Genomic DNA, 20,093 nt, shown 5'->3' on the forward strand with positions numbered 1-20,093 from the left:
CCGCGCCACCCGCTCTGCAGCACCCGCAGCAGACCGCTCGCCGCTACCGCTCCCGTCGCGGCGTGGCGGCCACGAGCAGCAGCCCGCCGAGGATCGACGCGTTCTTCGCGAGCTGCAGCTTCTGCATCTGGCGCACCGACTCGTCCTCGTGCTCCCAGTAGCGGTGCCCGGCGAGCGTCGTCGGCACGAGGCTCGCCGCGAGGGCGAGCGCCGAGAGGCGCGGGAAGATGCCGAGGCCCATGGTGACGCCGGCGACGACCTTGAGCGCCCCGTCGGCCTTGACGACCTGCACGGGCTCGACCTCCGCGGGGATCTGGTCGAGGACGGGGTCGAGCACCGACCCGGCGGCCGGCGCCTTGCCGGCGGGGTTCTGGAACGCGTCCAACCCGCCGACCACGAAGATCGAGGCGAGCAGGGGACGGGCGACGACGGGGACGAGGGACCTGAGGCTCATCGGGCTTCTCCGCGGTGATCGGTGGGTCGGGACCGGTGCAGCCTCTCGCGCCACGCGAGCCCCCGCACCCGGACGCACGGGCGGACGCCGCGGACGCGTCGCGCGGACGTCCGGCCCCGGTTGCGGCGCGTGCTCGCGGCGGCGACGTCGGGAATGCGGCAGACTGTGACCTGCGGCACGGCTGCGCCCACGGGCCCGCACGCCGCACGCCGGCGTCTCGACCCCCTGCCGCCGGCCCGACGACGAAGGACTGGACGGCGTGGACGACGAGGTTGTTCTCAAGGCACCGCTCTTCGCGACCATGGAGCCTGACGAGACCCGCAAGCTCTTCGAGTCGATGGCCAAGGTGTCGCTGACGCGCGGCGAGGTGCTCTTCCACGAGGGAGAGCCGGGCGACCGCTTGTACGTGATCGCGCGCGGCAAGATCAAGCTCGGCCGGCGTGCCCCCGACGGCCGGGAGAACCTGCTCTCCGTCCTCGGCCCGGGCGAGATGTTCGGCGAGCTGTCGCTGTTCGACCCGGGGCCGCGCACGGCCACGGCGAGCGCCGTGTCGGACGCCCTGCTGTTCGAGCTGCACAACAAGCAGCTCGTCGAGTGGGTGGGCGAGCACCCCGTCGTCTCGACGCACCTGCTCCGCGCGCTCGCGCAGCGCCTGCGCCGCACCAACGACACCCTCGCCGACCTCGTCTTCTCGGACGTCCCAGGGCGTGTCGCCAAGGCCCTGCTCGACCTCGCGCACCGCTTCGGCGAGCAGACGGCGGACGGCGTGCGGGTCGCTCACGACCTCACGCAGGAGGAGCTCGCGCAGCTCGTCGGCGCGTCCCGCGAGACGGTGAACAAGGCGCTCGCCGACTTCACGTCGCGCGGGTGGGTGCGCCGCGAGGGTCGCGCGGTCGTCCTGCTGGACATGGACCGCCTGGAGCGCCGCGCCCGCTGAACCCGTCCGGGCCCCGCTGGGCCGGTAGTCCCGCCGGGCCGGTACGGGCGTCGGGCCGCTGCGGCGAGGACGTCAGCCCTCGGCGACCTCGGCGAGCATCTCGACCTCGACGGGGGCGTCGAGCGGCAGCGACGCGACGCCGACGGCGCTGCGCGCGTGGATCCCGGCCTCGTCGAAGATCGCGCCGATGGCGAGGCTCGCACCGTTCAGCACGAGCGGCTGCCCGGTGAACGACGGGTCTGACGCGACGTAGCCGCCGATGCGCACGATCCGCACGCCGTCGAGCGTCCCGACGACCTGACGCACCGCGGCGAGCGCGTTGAGCACGCACACGCGCGCGAGCTCGGCCGCGTCGGCGGGGGCGACCAGCCCAGGCCCCTCGCCGACCTTGCCGGTCACGGCGAGCTTCCCGTCGACGAACGGCAGCTGCCCCGACACGTGCACGAGGTTTCCGCTGCGGACCGCGGGCACGTACGCCGCGACGGGCGCCGCGACCTCCGGGAGCGTGACGCCGAGCTCGGCGAGCCGCGCCTCGACGCCCACGGTCACTCCCCCGTCGGGCGCTTGAGGTAGGCGACGAGGCCGTTGCCGTCGGGCCCGGTCACGACCTGGACGAGCTCCCAGCCGTCCGCGCCCCACTGGTCGAGGACCGCCTTGGTGTTGTGGATGATCAGGGGGATGGTCGCGTACTCCCACGTGGTTGCCATGGGGTGAGCGTAGCGTCGCGGGACGCACACACAATTCGCACACGCGCGTCGCGCTCCCGCCCAGGGTTCGGACAGGCTGCTCCCGTAGCCTGGGACCATGCCCCACCCTGCTTCTGCGCGCCCCCGTTCCCGAGGACACCAGGTCAACGGTTTCCAGCTGATCGCACTCCTCCTGGCGTTCGTCCTCGTGGCGGCGGTCGGCGGTGTGCTCGCAGCGGGCCTGTTCATCCCCGCGGCCGGCGCGGCGAAGGCGGTGACGGACACGAGCGCGAGGGTGTTCGACGACCTGCCGACCGAGCTCCGGGTCGGCACGCTGCCGCAGGCCTCGGTCGTGTACGCGAACGACGGCAAGACCGTCATCGCCCGGTTCTACGACGAGAACCGCACGGTCGTCCCTCTGAGCAAGGTCTCGAAGGCGATGCAGGAGGCGATGGTCGCCGTCGAGGACAAGCGCTTCTACGAGCACGGCGGCATCGACATCACCGGCACGGTCCGCGCGCTCGTGAACAACGCGAGCGGCAAGGAGACGCAGGGTGCGTCGACGCTGACGCAGCAGTACGTCAAGAACATCCTCATCGAGAACGCGCTCGCGAAGGGCGACCCGGAGGCCGTCCAGGCCGCCCGGGCGCAGACGGCGGAGCGCAAGCTGCGTGAGGCGAAGCTCGCGATCTCGCTCGAGCAGAAGATGACGAAGAACCAGATCCTTGCGGGCTACCTCAACATCGCGCAGTTCGGCTCGCGCGTCTACGGGGTCGAGTCGGCCGCGCAGTACTACTTCTCGACGTCGGCGGCGAAGCTGACGCCGCTCCAGGCGGCGACCATCGCGGGCATCACGCAGGCGCCGAACCAGTTCGACCCGACGCTGAACCCGCAGGACTCGCAGCGCAAGCGCAACGTGGTGCTCAACGACCTGTACTCCCAGAACATCATCACGAAGGCGCAGTACGACAAGTACCGGACCACCCCGATCCAGAAGACCCTCAAGGTGAACAAGGCCGCAGTGGCCAACGGGTGCGGCGCCGGCAAGGACACCTCGCTGTTCTGCGACTACATCACCACCGTCATCAAGAACAACGACGACGAGGCCTTCTCGTCGTGGGGCAAGACGGCGACCGACCGCATGGTCTCCTTCATGCGCGGCGGCTACAAGGTCGTGACGACCCTCGACCTGAGCGATCAGCACGAGGCGCAGAAGCAGATCTCGCGCGGTGTGCCCGTCAACGGCAAGAAGACGCTGTCGCACACGACCACGAAGCAGGGTGCCCGCGTGGCCGTCCAGCTCGAGGCGGCGATCACCTCGGTGGAGCCCGGCACGGGCGAGATCCGCGCGATGGCGCAGAACGCGCCGTTCGACGGCGCAGAGACGTCGTCGATCAAGGGCGCGACGTCGATCAACTACACGGCCGACTACGCCCACGGCGGGTCCAACGGGTTCCAGGCGGGCTCGAGCTTCAAGCCGTACGTCCTCGCGGACTGGCTCAAGACCGGCCACTCGCTGTACCAGGAGGTGAACGGCAACCGGTCCAACTTCACCTTCAACGACTTCCACTCGACCTGCGCCAACTCGTTCACGCGGTCCAACAACCCGTGGCCCGTGGGCAACTCCGAGGGCGCGGCGCCCGGGATGGTCAGGGTCGACCACGCGACGGCCGACTCGATCAACCGTGCCTACGCGTCGATGGCCACGCAGCTCGACCTCTGCGACGTGGGCAAGACGGCCGTGTCGGTCGGGTGGCGGGCGTCCTCGGGCAGCACCGACGCCACGGACATCCAGATCACCCCCGCGATGATCCTCGGGACGCAGCAGACGTCCCCGCTCAGCCAGGCGGCCGCCTACGCGACCTTCGCCTCGGGCGGGACGCACTGCGACCCCGTCGCGATCACGTCGATCACGGACCCCAAGGGCAAGGACGTCGCCGTCCCCAGCGCGAACTGCGACTCGAGCGCCCTCGACTCGGGCGTCGCCCAGACCGTGAACTACGCGCTCGAGAAGGTGCTCCAGCCCGGCGGGACCGCCCCGGGCCACGGGCTATCCGGCCGTGTCTCCGCCGGCAAGACGGGTACGACCAACGGCTCGGCCCAGACGTGGTTCATCGGCTACACCCCCCAGCTGTCGACCGCCGTGTGGGTCGGGAACGCGCAGAACGACGTCTACCTGCAGCACATCGAGGTCGCCGGTTCGAAGGTGCTCGAGGGCGAGCAGGAGTGGCTCTACGGCGGCACCCTGGCCGCGCCGATCTGGCAGACCTACATGGACAAGGCCCTGTCGGGCCAGCCCGCCGAGGCGTTCGGCGCCCCGGACTACTCCCAGGTCAACGCGCCCGTGGCGCCCAAGCCGTCGACCTCCGACAACGGCACCGCGCAGGGCGGCGGCGACCAGGGTTCCACCGGTAACGGCGGCGGCACCGACAACAGCGGCGGCGGCAAGGGCAACGGCGGCGGGGACAGCTCCGGTGGCGGCAAGGGCAACGACGGCGGACGCGGCAACGGCGGCAACAACGACAACTCCGGCGGCGACAACTGAGCGCGGGGCGCGCCCTCGCCGCGACGTTCGCGGCGGGGGTCGCGGTCGGGGCTGCCGGTCTCGCGTACGCGCACTGGGAGGCGTCGCAGTACCGTCTGCGGCGTGAGACCGTCCCCGTGCTCGCCCCCGGGCAGCCGGACCTCACGATCCTGCACCTGTCGGACCTGCACCTGACGCCCGCCCAGCGCGACAAGGTCGAGTGGGTCCGGTCGCTGGCGGACCTGGAGCCCGACCTCGTCGTCGACACGGGCGACAACATGGCGCACCTGCGTGCCCTGCCGCCCCTGCTGGAGGCGCTCGGCCCGCTGACCCGGTTCCCGGGCGCGTTCGTCATGGGCTCGAACGACTACTTCTCGCCGCGGATGAAGAACCCCGCGCGCTACCTGACGAAGGACTCGCGCGGCCCGGACGGCCCGCGCATCGGACGTCCGCGCGACCTCCCCGCCGACGACCTCGCCCGCGAGCTGACGCGGGCCGGCTGGGTCGACCTCGACAACCGCCGCGACACGATCACGCTGCCGGACGGACGTCTCGTGGAGCTGGTCGGCGTGGACGACCCGCATCTCGAGCTGGACCGCTTCCCGGAGCGGGTCACGGAACCCGACCCGACGAGCGTCCTGCGCCTGGGGGTCGCGCACGCGCCCTACCGTCGCGTCCTGGACGACATGTACGACGACGGGGCCGAGCTGATCCTGGCCGGGCACACGCACGGCGGCCAGCTCTGCGTCCCGGGTCTCGGCGCGCTCGTCACGAACTGCGACCTCGACCGCGCCCGCGCGAAGGGCGTGCACGGCTGGCCCGGCGCGCGCCCGGACACCCCGGAGGGTGCGGGGTCGACGTGGCTCGAGGTGTGCGGCGGCCTGGGGACGAACCCGTACACGCCGTTCCGGTTCGCGTGCCGTCCGGAGGCGGTCCTCCTCACCCTCACCGCCCGCTGACCCGCGTCCGCCGTCAGGTGCGGGCGGGCAGGACGTCCGTCACGTGCGCGGCGAGGTGCGCACCGACGTCGAGCGACCGGTCGTACATCCACCGGATCTGCAGCCCGTCCCACAGCGCGACGAGCCAGGCGGCCTCGTCCGCGGGGTCGCGGTGCGGCGGCAGGTCGCCGTCGGCGCGCGCCGCCTCGAACACGGCGGTGAACGACGCGACGGTGCGGCGGTACCGGCGCTCGAAGTAGGCGTGCGCGGGGTGGTCGGGCGTCACGGCCTCGCACGACAGCACGGCGTACACCTCGACGAGCCCGGGCTCGTCGAGGGCGTTGGCCCGCGCCCCGTCGGGGAGCGACTCGAGCAGCTCGCGCGCGCCGCTCGCGGCTGCCAGCCCGACCCGGTCGACGATCTGCGCGTCGCGCGCCACGAGGACCGCCCGCAGCAGGTCCTCCTTGGTCGCGTAGTGGTGGAACAGGGTCGACTTGGACACGCCGACGCGCTCGGCGACGTCCCGCATGCTCGTGTCCCCGTACCCCTCGGCCGCGAACAGCCGCGTCGCGTCGGCGAGGATCTGCGCCCGCCGTTCGCGGCCCTTCGCGTACCCCTCGACGGGCACGTCGTCGTCCGCGGCGAGCTCGAGTGCGGGGAACGGCGCGTGGCCCGCGAGCCCAGAGGGCGTGGAACCTCCGGCTGAGGACGGACCCGCACCCGTCCCCGGCAGCGCGCCCGCGCCGACGGGGTCGGCGAGCAGGCGCTCGTGCCGCGCGAGGGCCGGCACGACCTGCACCCGGTCGGGCAGGTAGAGCTCGAGCACCTGCAGGCCGTCCCACGCGGCGGCGACGCGCAGCGCCTCGTCGGACGCGTCGCGGCCGGCGTCGACGGTGCCGCGCGCCTGCGCGGCGCGGATCAGCGGGACGGACAGCGTCGCGAGGTCGTCGTAACGCTGCTTCATGCGCTCGTGCGCGGGGTGCGACCGCGCGGCCGCCTCACCCGCGAGCGCCGAGAACAGTGCGAGGTAGCCGGGTGTCTCGGCGTTGTGGCGCGCGATGTCGGCGAACCACAGGCCGTCCGTCGGACGCCCGTGCGTGGTGCGGTTCTCGTCCTCGAAGCGCCCGACGACGGCGAGCAGGATCTCGTCCTTGGACGCGAAGTGGCGGCGGAGGGCGGGGTGCGTGAGCCCGGCGGCGGACGCGATGTCGCGCAGGGAGGTGGCGCGGTAGCCGGGGTCGACGAAGAGCTGCTGGGCGGCGTCGAGGATCTCGCCCCGGGTGCGCGCACCTCGCGCGCTGCGGGGTGCTGCCGTCGTCGTCGCCGTCATGCTGTGATGTTACCAAGAGGTCGGGTTATAGTTTCCAGTCGGTCGGCTTTCTGTTGTACGGTCGCTCCACGACGCCGCGTCGACGACGACGAGCCCGGCGATCAGGACGAAGGAACGACCCCATGACGACGTTGTCTCCCGACACCCGGCCGAACCCGCCGGAGGTCATCTCGAACCCGGCCGCAGCCAGCCCGACCGGCACGGCGCTGCCGGACGGCCAGGCCCCCCGCCGCGCGCCGCGCGGCTACGCCCCGTCGCTCGCGGGCGCCAACTTCGGCGTCTACCTCGCCCTGCTCACACCCGTGCTCGTGTCGATGGCGTTCAAGGTCCAGCACCTCACCTCGACCGACTCCGAGGCGACGAGCTCGCTCGGGATCGTGCTGGGCGTCGGCGCGCTCTTCGCGCTCGTCGCCAACCCGCTCGTCGGACGCCTCTCCGACCGCACGACGTCCCGCTGGGGCATGCGCCGCCCCTGGATCCTCGGCGGCGCGCTCGTCGGGCTCGGGGCGTTCGCCCTCATCGGCGCCGCGAGCTCGGTGTGGATCGTGCTCGTCGGGTGGTGCCTCGCGCAGACGGCCATGAACGCCCTGCTCGCCGCCGCCAACGCGACGCTGCCCGACCAGGTCCCGGCCGCCTCGCGCGGCAAGGTGTCCGGGATCATCGGCATCACCACGCCCGTCGGCATCCTCGCCGGCAGCTTCCTCATGAACTTCGTCTCGGGCGACTTCCTGCGGTTCGTCGTGCCGTCCCTCATCGCGACCGTCCTCGCCGTGGTGTTCGCGCTGCGCCTCAAGGACCGGGTGCTCACCGAGAAGCCCGCCCAGCGGTTCACCGTCGGCCAGTTCTTCGGCTCGTTCGTGTTCGACCCGCGCAAGCACCCCGACTTCGGCTGGACCTGGCTGACGAAGTTCCTCATCTTCTTCGGGTACGCCGGCGTCGCGACCTACCTGCCGTACTACCTCCAGGACGACTTCGGGCTCAGCGAGGACAAGGCGATCTCGACGATCCTCGTCGCGAACGTCGCGTCCATGGCCGGGATGATGATCTCGAGCCCGCTCGGCGGCATCCTGTCCGACCGGATCGGCAAGCGCCGCCCGTTCGTCGCCGCCGCGGGCGTCGTCATGGTGGTCGGGCTCGTGATCCTCGCGTTCGCGCCCAACATCGGGACGCTCGTGCTCGCCGAGGCGGTCATCGGGTTCGGCGCCGGGTCGTTCCTGTCGGTCGACCTCGCGCTCGCCACCGAGGTGCTGCCCAACCCGGACGACACCGCCAAGGACCTCGGCGTCCTCAACATCGCGAACGCCCTGCCCCAGTCGATCGCACCGGCGATCGCGCCCGCCCTGCTCGCCGTCGGCAACGCGATCGGGCTCGGCGGCTACACCTTCTGGTACCTCACGGGCGCGGTCGTCGCGCTCGCCGGTGCCGTGCTCGTCTACCGCATCAAGGGAGTGCAGTGATCATGACCGACACGATCGACACGCAGACCGACACCACGGCCGGGTCCCCCGCAGGGACCCCGGCAGCGAGCCCCGAGGAGCGACCCTGGCTCGACCCCAGGCTGCCCGTCGCCGAGCGCGTCGAGCTCCTGCTCGGCGAGATGACGCTCGAGGAGAAGGCCGGACTGTTCTTCCACACGATGATGACGATGAGCCCCGACGGCGAGCTCGCGGACGCGAACCCGCAGTTCGGTCTCCCGTCGACGCACGAGTACGTCGTCGAGAAGCACATGAACCACTTCAACCTGCTGAGCGTCGCCCCCGACGGGCGCACCATGGCGCAGTGGCACAACCGGATCCAGGAGCTCGCGGCGTCGACCCGCCTCGGCATCCCGGTGACGATCTCGACGGACCCCCGCCACTCGTTCACCGACAACCCGGGTGCGGCGCTGATGGCCGGCCCGTTCTCGAAGTGGCCCGAGCCCCTCGGTCTCGCCGCGACGCGTGACGCCGCGATCGTGGAGCAGTTCGGCGACGTGGCCCGCCGTGAGTACACCGCCGTCGGCATCCGCGTGGCGCTGCACCCGCAGGTCGACCTGGCGACCGAGCCGCGCTGGTCGCGCGCGCTCCAGACGTTCGGCGAGGACGCGGACCTGACGGGCGAGCTCGGCGCCGCGTACGTGCGCGGCTTCCAGGGCACGACCGACGGCGGGACGTTCGGCCCCGGCTCGGTGTCGACCATGGTCAAGCACTTCCCCGGCGGCGGCCCCCAGAAGGACGGCGAGGACCCCCACTTCGCGTACGGCCGCGAACAGGTCTACCCGGGCGGGAGGTTCGACCTGCACCTCGAGCCGTTCAAGGCCGTGTTCGCGGCCGGCGCCCGCCAGGTGATGCCGTACTACGGCATGCCCGTGGGCACCGAGCATGAGGAGGTCGGCTTCGGCTTCAACCGGTCCGTCCTGACCGGCATCCTGCGCGAGCAGCTCGGCTTCGACGGGATCGTCTGCACCGACTGGGGTCTCGTGTCGGACGCCGAGATCTTCGGCACGCCGTTCCCTGCACGCGCATGGGGCGTCGAGCACCTCACCCCCGAGGAGCGGGTCGTGAAGATCCTCGACGCGGGCGCCGACCAGCTCGGCGGCGAGTCGTGCGTGGACCTGCTGATCGGGCTCGTGCGCGACGGACGCGTCACCGAGGACCGTCTCGACGTGTCCGCCCGCCGCCTGCTCCGCGAGAAGTTCGAGCTCGGCCTCTTCGAAGACCCGTACGTCGACGTCGAGGCGGCGGCCGCCGTCGTCGGGGCGCCCGAGCTCGTCGCCGCGGGCGAGGCGGCACAGCGCGCGTCGCTCACCCTGCTCACGCACGCGGGCGGCGTCCTGCCGTTCGCACCCACGACGAAGCTGTACGTCGAGGGGGTCGACGCCGAGGTCGCCGGACGCTACGGCACCGTCGTCGCGACGCCCGCGGAGGCCGACCTCGCCGTCCTGCGGCTCCACGCACCCTACGAGGACCGCGGCTCCGTGTTCGAGAACTTCTTCCACGCGGGCTCGCTCGAGTTCCCGGACGACGTCCTCGACCACGTCCGCGAGGTCGCCGCGGCCGTACCGACCGTCGCCGACGTGTTCCTCGACCGTCCGGCGATCCTCGCGCCGCTCGCCGAGACCGCCGCTGCGGTCGTGGCGAACTGGGGTGCGAGCTCGGGCGCGCTGCTCGACGTCCTGAGCGGCGCCGTCCCCGTGCAGGGCAGGCTGCCCTTCGACGTGCCGCGCTCGACCGCCGCCGTCGAGGCGTCGCGCCCCGACGTGCCCTTCGACACCGAGGACCCGCTGTTCCGGTTCGGGCACGGCCTGTCGCTCTGACGTCCCGCTCGTGCGGGACGACCGCCGGCCGGTCGTCCCGCACCGCGCGAGGGCAGCGCGGCGGGCCTACCCTGCGAGGCACGTCACGCGACCCGCGTGACCACGCACGACGTGTGCGACCTCGACACGAAGGAGTCGCCGTGGGGCCGTCCCCGGCACGACGCGTCCTCGTGACCGGCGCCGCGGGCGTCGTCGGTCGCGGGGTGCTGCGACGTCTGGCTCACCTCGGGGTGCCCGTGACGGCGCTGGTCCGGGACGACCCCGGAGACCTCGCGACCGGTCATGGTCCCGGTGCCGAGCGGACAACGGTCGACCGTGTCGTCGTCGGGCTGGCGCACGACCCTGCATCTGTGCGCAGCGCCCTCCACGGTGTCGACGCCGTCGTCCATCTCGCGGCGCTCGCTTCCCCTGAGGAGGGCACGCCGCACGACGTGTTCACGAACAACACCGCGGCGACCTTCACCGTGCTGGAGGAGTCCGGTGCCGCCGGGGTGAGCACGGTCGCCGTGGCCGGCAGCATCAACGCGCTCGGGCTGCGCTTCGCGCCCGGCCCGGTGGCACCGCCGTACCTCCCGGTCGACGCGGAGAGCCCTACGCTGGCCGCTGACCCGTACGCGATGTCGAAGTGGTCCGACGAGGCGACCGCCCGCGCGATGCACCGACGGCACGGGACGACCGTCACGGTGGTGCGCCTGCCGATGGTCGGTGGCCTCGGCGACGTCGCCGGTCTCGACGACCGGCTCGCGGTCTTCCTGCGCGAGCCGGCGCACGACCCGGGTGCGGTGGCTCGCGACCTGTGGTCCTACCTCGAGACCCGCGACGCCGCACGCGCCCTCGTCCTCGCCCTCACGCCGCGCGAGCCCGGCGCCCACGTGCTGTTCGCCGCTGCACCGACGACGTCCGTGCCGTACCGGACTGCGGACCTCGTCGCGCGGTGGTGGGCAGGGGTCGAGGTCCGTCGCCCGCTCCCCGGGCGGACGGTACCGATCGACCTCGGCCCGGCACGCACGGTGCTCGGCTTCGCAGCGCGTCACGTCGTCGACCTGCCGGAGCTCCCGCTGCCGCAGACGGACGCTCGTCGGTCCTGACCCGCGCGACCAGGCGGTTGCCCCGCGCCCAGCAGATGTCCGCGCACGTTCTGACGTCGTTTCGGGGCGATAACCCCCTGTTCGGCACGAGGGCGGGGAACGGATTTCGTCGCACGGCCCTGTGTCGGCTATTCTGATCAGGCTCCTCGGGGTGTGGCGCAGCTTGGTAGCGCGCCTCGTTCGGGACGAGGAGGTCGCAGGTTCAAATCCTGTCACCCCGACCAGTCGAAGGCCCGGAACCGTCACGGTTCCGGGCCTTCGTCATTCCCCCGGCCCTCCCGCCGCCCTCCCGCACGCCCGGCCTGGTGACGGGACGCGTCGGACGCCACCGGACAAGCCGGGCACGGCGTCCGACCCCGTCTGTTGAACGTGAGTCAACAGTGGTGCGGACCACACATCAACGCGTTCTATCCTGGCGCGCAGCACCACCCGGACTGGACGATCAAGGGAGATCCGATCCATGACCACCGTCGACCGCTCGACCACCGTCGAGCCCGCCACCGAGACCGCCGCGCCCGTGTCGTCGTACCCCCACCTGGACCGCGCGATCACCGAGCTCGCCGCCGGCGTCGCGGCCTGGGCCGACCGCCCCCTCGCGTCACGCGCCGAGCTGCTCCGCGCGACGCACGAGACGATGCGCGCCCAGGCGACGCGCTGGGCCACCACGGCCCGCGACATCAAGGGGCTCGACGCGTCGTCCCCGCTCGTCGGCGAGGAGTGGATCTCGGGCCCGTACGCCGCGCTCGCCGGGCTCGGCGCGACCGCGAAGACGGTCGCCGCGCTCGCCGAGGGGCGCTCGCCGCTCGACGGCGTCCGGACGGGCACCGCGCCCGGCGGTCGGGTCACCGTCCCCGTGCTGCCGCGGGACGCGCACGAGGCGCTGCTGCTCCACGGCTTCCGCGCCGAGGTCTGGCTGCGTCCCGGCGTGAGCGTCGCCGACGCGACGCGCACGGCCGGCCTCGGTCAGCTCACGCCGCGCGAGACGGGCGGCGTCGGGCTCGTGCTCGGCGCCGGCAACATCACCTCGATCCCGCCGCTCGACGTGCTCTACGAGGTCGTCGCCCACAACCGGTCCGTCCTGCTCAAGCTCAACCCGGTCATGGCGCCCATGCTCAGCGTGTACCTCGCGGCGCTCGAGCCGCTCGTGTCGGCCGGCATGCTGCGGGTCGTCCAGGGCGGGGCCGCCGAGGGCGCGTACCTCACGCAGCACCCCGGCATCAGCCACGTGCACATCACGGGCAGCGTCCGCACGCACGACGCGATCGTGTGGGGCACCGGCCCGGACGCCGACGCCCGCCGCGCCGCAGGGACGCCGCTGCTCGACAAGCCCATCACGAGCGAGCTCGGCGGCGTCTCGCCGATCATCGTCGTGCCCGGGCGGTGGACGTCGCACGACCTGCGCTTCCAGGCCGAGCACGTCGCGACGCAGCGCCTCCACAACGGCGGCTACAACTGCATCGCGGGCCAGCTCGTCGTCCTGAGCAGCGACTGGGAGCAGAAGGACGACTTCCTGCGCGAGCTGCGCAGCGCCCTCGAGCGCGCGCCGCGCCGCGCCGCCTGGTACCCGGGCAGCGACGACCGCGTCGCGAGCGCGCAGGACGCCTACCCCGGCTGCGAGCGCCTCGCCGACGGCACCCGCCTGCTCGTCCCGGTCACCCCGGACGACGCGTCCACGCTCGAGACCACGGAGTACTTCTCCCCCGTGCTCGGGGTGCTCGAGCTGCCCGGCACCGGGCAGGCGTTCCTCGACGCCGCCGTCGAGACCGCCAACCGTGACCTGCTCGGCACGCTGGGCGCGAACGTCCTCGTCGACCCGGCCGAGAAGAAGCGGCTCGGCGACGGGTTCCGGGACGCGGTCGCGCGGCTCGAGTACGGCACCGTCGCGATCAACGCGTGGACCGGCGTCGGATTCCTCACGGCCTCGGCGACCTGGGGCGCGTTCCCCGGCCACACGCTGGACGACGTCCAGTCGGGCATCGGCGTCGTGCACAACGCGATGCTGCTCGACGGTGCGGAGCGGACCGTCGTGACCGGGCCGTTCCGGCCCTTCCCCCGCTCCGTGCGACACGGCGAGGTGGCCCTGTTCCCGAAGCCGCCGTGGTTCGTCACCGCGCGGTCGGCGCAGACCACCGGGCGGCGCCTCACCGCGTTCGCGGGCGACCCGTCGTGGGCGAAGATGCCCGCGATCTTCGCGTCCGCGTTCCGCGCCTGACCCTTCGCACCCCCGCAGCAGCAAGGAGACACCATGAGCACCATGCAGCACGGGCAGCACGGGCAGCACGGCCCGTCACGTGACGCCGGCACCTTCGACGTCGTCGTGGTCGGCGGCGGCTCGGCCGGGGCGGTCGTCGCCGCCCGGCTCAGCGAGGACCCGGGCCGGCGCGTCCTGCTCCTCGAGGCCGGAGGGGACGACAAGGCCCAGGAGATCCACATCCCGGCCGCATTCTCGAAGCTGTTCAAGAGCGGGCTCGACTGGAACTACGAGACGACGCCCCAGCCCGAGCTCGCTGGGCGGACCGTGTACTGGCCGCGGGGCAAGGTGCTCGGCGGGTCGTCGTCGATCAACGCGATGATGTGGGTGCGCGGGTTCGCGGCCGACTACGACCGCTGGGCCGAGCTCGCCGGGCCCGACTGGTCCTACGAGGCGCTGCTGCCCACGTTCCGCCAGGTCGAGGACGTCCAGGACGCCACCGACCCGGAGCACGGCACGGGCGGCGCGATCCGCGTCGAGGCGCAGCGCGACCCGCGCCCGCAGACGGCGGCGTTCCTCGAGGCCGCGACCCAGGCCGGGTACGACGTCGTGCCCGCGAACTCGCGGCAGCCCGACGGCTTCAGCCAGACGATGGTGAGCGAGACCCGCGGTGCCCGGCACTCGACCGTCGACGGGTACCTGCGGCCCGCGAAGGACCGACCGAACCTCACCGTCCGGACGGGCAGCCACGCGACCCGCGTCCTGTTCGACGGCACGCGGGCCACGGGCGTCGAGTACGTGCGCGGCGGCGAGACGCAGCACGTCACCGCCCGGCACGAGGTCGTCCTGAGCGGTGGCGCGGTCAACACGCCGCAGCTGCTCATGCTGTCCGGCATCGGGCCGGCCGCGCACCTGCGCGAGCACGGCATCGACGTCCTGGTCGACGCCCCCGAGGTCGGCGCGAACCTGCGCGACCACCTCATGTCGCTGTTCGTCGTCGAGTCCGGCGCCGGCACCCTCAAGACCGCCGAGACGATCCCCCAGCTCGCGAGGTACCTGCTGCAGCGGCGCGGGATGCTCACCTCGAACGTCGGCGAGGCGTACGGGTTCGTGCGGTCGCGCGACGACCTCGCCCTGCCCGACGTCGAGATCATCTTCGCGCCCGTCGCGTACGTCGACGAGGGCCTGTCAGGGATCCCGTCGCACGCCGTGAGCCTCGGCCCGATCCTCGTGCAGCCGCGGAGCACCGGGACGGTCCGGCTCGCGTCGTCCGACCCGCTGGCCAAGCCAGTCGTCGACCCTCGGTACCTGTCCGACCCGGACGGCGTCGACCGGGCCGCGCTGCTCTCCGGCCTCGCGATCACCGAGCGGATCCTGCGCTCCCCCGCGCTCGCCGCGATCACGCACGACCGCTACCTGCGGCCCGCGCGCGGTGAGGACATGACGCCTGAGCAGCGCGCGGGGGCCTCGCTCGCGACGACCTCGCACACGCTGTACCACCCGACGAGCACGGTCCGCATGGGCCTCGACCCTGCCGCGCCCGTCGACCCCGAGCTGCGGGTCCGCGGGGTCCGAGGGCTGCGCGTCGCCGACGCGTCCGTCATGCCCGAGATCATCCGCGGGCACACGAACGCGCCGTCCATCGTCATCGGGGAGCGAGCCGCCGCGCTGGTCGCCGCGTCCGCGCGAGCCGGGGCCGCCGTCGCGGACGTCTGACACGGAGGCATCCGAATGACGGCAGACGGCAGACGGCCAGCGTCCGCGCCCCCGGATCATCGGTGTCCGTTCTGCGGACATCGGTGATCTTGGCGCGATATGGAACCTACGGTGACTTGCGTCCGAAATGTTACTTCTCTGGAGGAAGAGTGAACCTCTCCATCTGCCGTGGTCGCGACCTGACGCGTCGCACCAGCCTCATGCTTGCAGTCCTCATGCTGCTGACCCTCGCGGTGACCGTGCTGCCGCAGGGCTCCGCGCAGGCCGCCGGGTGGCCGAAGTGCAACACCGAACGCGGGGTCTCCGGCGGAAGCTATTGGTACTGGTACTACCCCATCACGACGACCACGAGCAACGAGCTCTGCAGCATGGCCCAGGGCCAGGCCGACAACTTCGGCTCCGGGAACAGCCCGGTCTACTCGCTGCAGCTCGCGCTCAAGCGCTGCTACCACCAGTCGATCGACGCCGACGGGGTCTTCGGCCCCGCCACGCGGAACGCACTCATCGCGGCGCAGGGCGTGGCCAAGGTGACCCAGGACGGCGTCTGGGGACCCAACACGCGCAACGCCATGAAGTGGCCCGAGTACTGGGGCGACACCTACGACCACTGCATCAAGTGGAATAACTGACAACGTCGGCGTCGGGCGGCGCGTCGCTGCGCCAACCGACGCCGGCCGCTCTCCGGAGGCTCCGGCGCTTACGCGTCGTCGGCCGTCCGGTGACGGTGGTCGACCCGGCCGCCGTGCTGCTCGTCGTAGTCGTCGACGCGCGAGTGCCGGCGCCCGTACAGGAAGTAGATGGCGAACCCGATCACCATCCACACGAGGAACCGCAGCCACGTCTCGACCGGCAGGTTGAGCATCAGGTAGAGGCACGCGAGGACGGACAGGATCGGCAGCACCGGCACCCACGGCACCCGGAACGGGCGCTCGAGGTCGGGGCGCGTGCGCCGCAGGACGATCACGCCGATCGACACGACGACGAACGCGAACAGCGTCCCGATGTTCACCAGCTCGGCGAGCGCGTCGAGCGGGATGAACGCGGCGAGGATCGCGACGACGACGCCGACGGTGATGGTGATCCGGTACGGCGTCTTGAAGGTCGGGTGGACCTTGGCGAAGCCCTTCGGCAGCAGGTTGTCGCGCGACATCGCGAACAGCACGCGCGACTGCCCCAGCATGAGGATCATGACGACGGTCGTCAGGCCTGCGAGGGCGCCGATCGTGATGATCGTGGCCGCCCAGTTCGCGCCGACGGACTTGAACGCCTCGGCGAGCGGCGCGTCGGGGTCGAGGTCGCTGTACTTCTGCATGCCGGTCACGACGAGCGAGACCGCCACGTAGAGGACGGTGCAGATGATCAGCGAGCCGATGATGCCGCGCGGGACGTCCCGCTGCGGCTTCTTGGTCTCCTCGGCGGCGGTCGCGACGACGTCGAACCCGATGAACGCGAAGAAGACGATCGCGGCCGCGGTGAAGATCCCCAGGATCCCGAAGTTGGACGGCTCGTGCCCCGTGAGCACCGCGAGCAGGGTCTGCTGCAACCCGCTCGTCTCGGGGGCGGGCTGCGACGGCGGCACGAACGGGTGGTAGTTGGCCGCCTTGATGAAGAACAGGCCCGCCGCGATGACGAACAGCACGACAGCCACCTTGATGGTGACGATGACCGAGTTCACGCGCGCCGACAGCTTGATCCCGACCGCGAGGACGACCGTGAGGATCACGACGATGAGCAGGGCCGGCAGGTTCATGAACGCGTCGTCCCCGCCGTCGATCGACGTCGGCAGGTGCCACCCGATCGTGTCGAGCAGGCTCGCGAAGTACTGCGACCAGCCGACCGACACCACCGCCCCGCCGAGCGCCAGCTCCAGCAGGAGGTCCCAGCCGATGATCCACGCGACGATCTCGCCCAGGGTGGCGTACGCGAACGTGTAGGCACTGCCTGCCACGGGCACGGTCGACGCGAGCTCGGCGTAGCAGAGCGCCGCGAGACCGCACACGACGCCGGCGAACACGAACGAGATCGCGACGGCCGGGCCGGCGTGCTCCTTGGCCGCGAGGCCCGTGAGCACGAAGATTCCGGTGCCGATGATGACGCCGACGCCGAAGATCGTGAGGTCCCACGCCGACAGGCTGCGGGAGAGGCGGTGCTCCGAGCTCTCGGAGTCGTCGATGGACTGCTCGACGGACTTGGTGCGGAAGATGTCCACGGTGCTGCTCCCCTCGTCGGGTGAGGTGCTCGTCTCACCATCACCCCAGGTGAGAGCACCGGCAACCGGTCGCACCCCCTCCCGCCGCGGGCCCGTCCGTTGCTAGCGTGTGCCCGGCGGTGCGACGACACCGAGATCTCGCCCCAGGAGGAACGGTGGACCGCACGCAGCGGCGCCTGACGGTCGCGCTGAGCGCCGGGGCGCTCGTGATCGCCGTCGTCGGCTGGCAGTGGGTGGGCCGCACGCCCGCCGTGGCCGCCGGGACGTGGAGCTGGGCGCGCCAGGACGCCCCCGCGTCCTGCAGCGGGTCCGGTGTCGGGGCCACCGGCGCTTCCCTGATCGCCGTCGAGCCGCTCACGCCGTCGTCGGGCGCGGTCGCCGAGGTCCCCGTGGTGAACCACGACCGGTTCCCCGTCACGGTCGGGGTCGCTCCCGTCGACCACGTGTTCCGCCTCGCGCTCGCCGAGTCCCTGGTGCCAGAAGGACCCGGGCTCGACTTCACCGCGGGCTCGCCCTGGCTCACGCGGTCCGCGGACGAGGTCACGGTGCCCCCGGGGCGCGCGGCCGTCGTGCAGGTGTGGGTCGACCCGCAGGGCGACGTGACCCTCGACCCCGGCACCTCGCAGGTGCTGCGGGCCGTGACCGTCACGACACGGCTGCTGGGGGTCCGGACGACGCACGAGGTGCCGCTCGGCTCGGTCGTGGTCGTCCACGGCGCCGACGACACGCTGTCCGACGCCGCGGTGTGCGCGGCCGCGTCCTGACCGCGCGCTGGCCGGGCGGGAAGCACGGGCGGGAAGCACGGGCGCGGTGTGCGAACCGGCCTGGGCGCCGCACCGCTAGGGTGTCGCCGTGAAGATCCTGTTCGCCGTGATCCCGGCGGTCATCGCGCTGTTCCTCCTGTGGTCGATCGTCGGTGCCGTCCGCGAGATCTCAGGGATCCGTTCGTTGGAGCGGTCCGGGCAGCGGACCCCCGGCCGCGTCGTCGCGAGCCACTCCCAGACCACGACGAGCGGCACCGGCGACGACCGCCGCGTGTCCACGCGGCTGGTCGAGACGATCGAGTTCCCCACGGTCGACGGCCGCCGGATCCGCGGCGTCCCCACGTGGTCGGACGTCGGCATGCTCGACCGGTCCGACCAGGACGTCCAGGTCAGCTACGACCCCGAGCGACCGGACCGGTTCATCGCGCCGAAGGGCGCCCGGATGGGCACGGGCTCCGCGGTGACCCGCATCGTCGTCTGCGTGCTGTTCCTCGTGTTCGTCGCGATCTTCTTCCGCGTGGCGCAGGGCATGCTGTCCGACCCGCTCTTCGGCGGCTCGCCGTTCGACAGCTCGTCCTTCTGACGACGCGTCCGACCCCTGCCCGGGTGCGCTAGGCCCGCGCGGGGACGTCCCGGCGCGCCGGCCCGTCGTACGCGGACAGCGGCCGGATGAGCGCGTTGGCCGCGTGCTGCTCCATGACGTGCGCCGTCCAGCCGACGACACGCGACGCCACGAACAGCGGCGTGAACGTCGGGGTGTCGAACCCCATGACGTGGTACGCAGGCCCGGTCGGGTAGTCGAGGTTCGGCAGGATGCCCTTGCGCTCGGTCATGGCGTCCTCGAGCGCGGCGTAGAGCGCCGCGAGGTCGTCGCGTCCGGTGTGCGCGAGCAGCTCGTCCAGCGCGGACTTCATCGTGGGGACGCGCGAGTCGCCGTGCTTGTACACGCGGTGCCCGAAGCCCATGATCTTGCGCTTCGTGGCGAGGGCGTCGTCGAGCCACACCGCGGCCCGGTCGGCCGCCCCGATCTCGTCGAACGTCGCCATGACGGCCTCGTTCGCGCCGCCGTGCAGCGGGCCCTTGAGCGCGCCGACCGCGGCGGTCACCGCGGAGTGCAGGTCGGACAGGGTCGAGGCGACCACCCGGGCGGTGAACGTCGACGCGTTGAACGAGTGCTCCGCGTACAGGACCATCGACACCTCGAACGCCCGCAGCACGACGGGGTCGGGCAGCTCGCCGAACGTCAGCCAGAGGAAGTGCTCCGCATACCCGAGGTCGTCGCGAGGAGCGACCTCGTCCTGGCCGCGCCGGCGCCGCTGGTCGAGCGCCACGACCGCGGGCAGCACGGCCCAGAGCCGGACGGCCTTCGCCTGCTCGGCCTGGGGCGAGAGGTCCTCCGCGTGCGCGTCGTGCGCGCCCAGCACCGACACGGCGGTGCGCACGACGTCCATCGGGTGACACGTCGTCGGGAGCGCGAGGACGGCGTCGCGCACCGCCTCCGGGAGCGCCCGCGCCGACCGCTCGGCCCGCGTCTGCTCCGCGAGCTCGTCGGGCGCCGGGAGCTCGCCGTGCCAGAGCAGGAACGCGACCTCCTCGAACGAGCAGCGGGCCGCGAGGTCCTGCACCGGGTACCCCCGGTACAGCAGCGAGTTGCTGTCCGCGTCGACCTTCGAGACGGCGGTCGTGTCCGCGACGACCCCGACGAGCCCCTTGCGGACGTCCGGCTCGGCGGCGTGATCGGACGGTGTGCTGCGGTCGGGCGGCGTGGCGCTACCGGACGGGGTGGCGCTACCGGACGGGGTGGTGCTGCCGGACGGGGTGATGCTGCTCATGCGTGCTCCTTCGCTCGCGAACCGTGCTCTGGCGCTCCCGTGGCCCCGTGTCCCCGGTCTCCCGCCGAGCCGCACGTTGCGCACGCTGTCCGCGCTCGATGAGGTGCGGAACGTGCGCCTCGGCGGTCA

The 20,093-nt window shown here is 72.4% G+C and carries 17 protein-coding genes and 1 tRNA gene; 12 read left to right on the forward strand and 6 right to left on the reverse strand.

What is annotated here, in order from left to right; all coding sequences use genetic code 11:
* Positions 1-43: 43 nt before the first annotated feature.
* Entirely contained in the window at positions 44-454 is a 411-nt protein-coding gene (locus tag CLV34_RS16300; RefSeq protein WP_157803700.1) for a DoxX family membrane protein, read from the reverse strand.
* Between the two features lie 259 nt (positions 455-713).
* On the opposite strand from CLV34_RS16300, the gene CLV34_RS04975 reads away from it, so the two are divergent.
* The gene (locus CLV34_RS04975) at positions 714-1,391 is read left to right on the forward strand and encodes a Crp/Fnr family transcriptional regulator (protein WP_100349061.1); all 678 of its coding nucleotides are present in this window, start codon (positions 714-716) and stop codon (positions 1,389-1,391) included.
* 72 nt (positions 1,392-1,463) lie between these two features.
* Here the strand turns inward: CLV34_RS04975 and CLV34_RS04980 are convergent, their stop codons facing one another.
* The gene (locus CLV34_RS04980) at positions 1,464-1,934 is read right to left on the reverse strand and encodes a RidA family protein (RefSeq protein WP_100349236.1); all 471 of its coding nucleotides are present in this window, start codon (positions 1,932-1,934) and stop codon (positions 1,464-1,466) included.
* A 2-nt stretch (positions 1,935-1,936) separates the two neighbouring features.
* On the reverse strand, positions 1,937-2,098 hold the full coding sequence (gene sp36, locus CLV34_RS16305) for a Sp36 family protein (protein ID WP_157803701.1): 162 nt from the start codon (positions 2,096-2,098) through the stop codon (positions 1,937-1,939).
* A 97-nt stretch (positions 2,099-2,195) separates the two neighbouring features.
* Here sp36 and CLV34_RS04985 point away from each other — a divergent pair, with 97 nt between their 5' ends.
* Together CLV34_RS04985 and CLV34_RS04990 are read left to right on the forward strand one after the other, a co-directional pair.
* On the forward strand, positions 2,196-4,622 hold the full coding sequence (locus CLV34_RS04985) for a transglycosylase domain-containing protein (protein ID WP_100349062.1): 2,427 nt from the start codon (positions 2,196-2,198) through the stop codon (positions 4,620-4,622).
* Positions 4,619-5,560: a metallophosphoesterase gene (locus CLV34_RS04990; protein WP_100349063.1), complete on the forward strand. Its 942-nt coding sequence runs from the start codon at positions 4,619-4,621 to the stop codon at positions 5,558-5,560. The genes CLV34_RS04985 and CLV34_RS04990 overlap by 4 nt, the downstream gene beginning before the upstream one ends.
* 13 nt (positions 5,561-5,573) lie before the next feature.
* Here CLV34_RS04990 and CLV34_RS04995 read toward each other — a convergent pair whose 3' ends face one another.
* Positions 5,574-6,869 (reverse strand): TetR/AcrR family transcriptional regulator, encoded by a 1,296-nt coding sequence (locus CLV34_RS04995; protein ID WP_100349064.1) that lies wholly within the window; start codon positions 6,867-6,869, stop codon positions 5,574-5,576.
* Positions 6,870-6,991: 122 nt separating this feature from the next.
* Here CLV34_RS04995 and CLV34_RS05000 point away from each other — a divergent pair, with 122 nt between their 5' ends.
* The 7 genes from CLV34_RS05000 (at position 6,992) to CLV34_RS05030 (ending at position 15,788) form a co-directional block, all read left to right on the forward strand.
* Positions 6,992-8,326 (forward strand): MFS transporter, encoded by a 1,335-nt coding sequence (locus CLV34_RS05000; RefSeq protein WP_100349065.1) that lies wholly within the window; start codon positions 6,992-6,994, stop codon positions 8,324-8,326.
* A gap of 2 nt (positions 8,327-8,328) precedes the next feature.
* The gene (locus CLV34_RS05005; protein ID WP_100349066.1) at positions 8,329-10,164 is read left to right on the forward strand and encodes a glycoside hydrolase family 3 protein; all 1,836 of its coding nucleotides are present in this window, start codon (positions 8,329-8,331) and stop codon (positions 10,162-10,164) included.
* A 140-nt stretch (positions 10,165-10,304) separates the two neighbouring features.
* Positions 10,305-11,252: an NAD-dependent epimerase/dehydratase family protein gene (locus CLV34_RS05010; protein WP_100349067.1), complete on the forward strand. Its 948-nt coding sequence runs from the start codon at positions 10,305-10,307 to the stop codon at positions 11,250-11,252.
* A gap of 147 nt (positions 11,253-11,399) precedes the next feature.
* Positions 11,400-11,476 (forward strand) — tRNA-Pro (locus CLV34_RS05015).
* A 236-nt stretch (positions 11,477-11,712) separates the two neighbouring features.
* Positions 11,713-13,464, forward strand: coding sequence for an aldehyde dehydrogenase family protein (locus tag CLV34_RS05020; protein WP_100349068.1), 1,752 nt, complete (start codon positions 11,713-11,715; stop codon positions 13,462-13,464).
* Between the two features lie 33 nt (positions 13,465-13,497).
* Positions 13,498-15,159, forward strand: a complete 1,662-nt coding sequence (locus tag CLV34_RS05025) for a GMC family oxidoreductase (protein ID WP_245858974.1) — start codon at positions 13,498-13,500, stop codon at positions 15,157-15,159.
* 149 nt (positions 15,160-15,308) lie between these two features.
* A complete protein-coding gene (locus tag CLV34_RS05030) occupies positions 15,309-15,788 on the forward strand; it encodes a peptidoglycan-binding domain-containing protein (protein WP_100349069.1) in 480 nt (159 codons plus the stop codon).
* A gap of 68 nt (positions 15,789-15,856) precedes the next feature.
* Here CLV34_RS05030 and CLV34_RS05035 read toward each other — a convergent pair whose 3' ends face one another.
* Positions 15,857-17,368, reverse strand: coding sequence for an amino acid permease (locus CLV34_RS05035; protein WP_100349070.1), 1,512 nt, complete (start codon positions 17,366-17,368; stop codon positions 15,857-15,859).
* 155 nt (positions 17,369-17,523) lie between these two features.
* Here CLV34_RS05035 and CLV34_RS05040 point away from each other — a divergent pair, with 155 nt between their 5' ends.
* Positions 17,524-18,132: a hypothetical protein gene (locus tag CLV34_RS05040; RefSeq protein ID WP_100349071.1), complete on the forward strand. Its 609-nt coding sequence runs from the start codon at positions 17,524-17,526 to the stop codon at positions 18,130-18,132.
* An 88-nt stretch (positions 18,133-18,220) separates the two neighbouring features.
* Positions 18,221-18,715, forward strand: a complete 495-nt coding sequence (locus tag CLV34_RS05045) for a DUF3592 domain-containing protein (RefSeq protein ID WP_100349072.1) — start codon at positions 18,221-18,223, stop codon at positions 18,713-18,715.
* A gap of 28 nt (positions 18,716-18,743) precedes the next feature.
* Here CLV34_RS05045 and CLV34_RS05050 read toward each other — a convergent pair whose 3' ends face one another.
* Positions 18,744-19,964, reverse strand: a complete 1,221-nt coding sequence (locus CLV34_RS05050) for a bifunctional 2-methylcitrate synthase/citrate synthase (RefSeq protein ID WP_100349073.1) — start codon at positions 19,962-19,964, stop codon at positions 18,744-18,746.
* Positions 19,965-20,093: the final 129 nt, after the last annotated feature.

Origin of the sequence: Luteimicrobium subarcticum (assembly GCF_002798015.1) — a bacterium.
GTDB lineage: Bacteria > Actinomycetota > Actinomycetes > Actinomycetales > Cellulomonadaceae > Luteimicrobium > Luteimicrobium subarcticum.

Bases quoted from the DNA above. Each gene is read 5' to 3' on its own strand.
- CLV34_RS16300 (WP_157803700.1), bottom strand. From the start codon at position 454: ATGAGCCTCAGGTCCCTCGTCCCCGTCGTCGCCCGTCCCCTGCTCGCC.
- sp36 (WP_157803701.1), bottom strand. From the start codon at position 2,098: ATGGCAACCACGTGGGAGTACGCGACCATCCCCCTGATCATCCACAAC.
- CLV34_RS04985 (WP_100349062.1), top strand. From the start codon at position 2,196: ATGCCCCACCCTGCTTCTGCGCGCCCCCGTTCCCGAGGACACCAGGTC.
- CLV34_RS04995 (WP_100349064.1), bottom strand. From the start codon at position 6,869: ATGACGGCGACGACGACGGCAGCACCCCGCAGCGCGCGAGGTGCGCGC.
- CLV34_RS05000 (WP_100349065.1), top strand. From the start codon at position 6,992: ATGACGACGTTGTCTCCCGACACCCGGCCGAACCCGCCGGAGGTCATC.
- CLV34_RS05005 (WP_100349066.1), top strand. From the start codon at position 8,329: ATGACCGACACGATCGACACGCAGACCGACACCACGGCCGGGTCCCCC.
- CLV34_RS05020 (WP_100349068.1), top strand. From the start codon at position 11,713: ATGACCACCGTCGACCGCTCGACCACCGTCGAGCCCGCCACCGAGACC.
- CLV34_RS05025 (WP_245858974.1), top strand. From the start codon at position 13,498: ATGAGCACCATGCAGCACGGGCAGCACGGGCAGCACGGCCCGTCACGT.
- CLV34_RS05050 (WP_100349073.1), bottom strand. From the start codon at position 19,964: ATGAGCAGCATCACCCCGTCCGGCAGCACCACCCCGTCCGGTAGCGCC.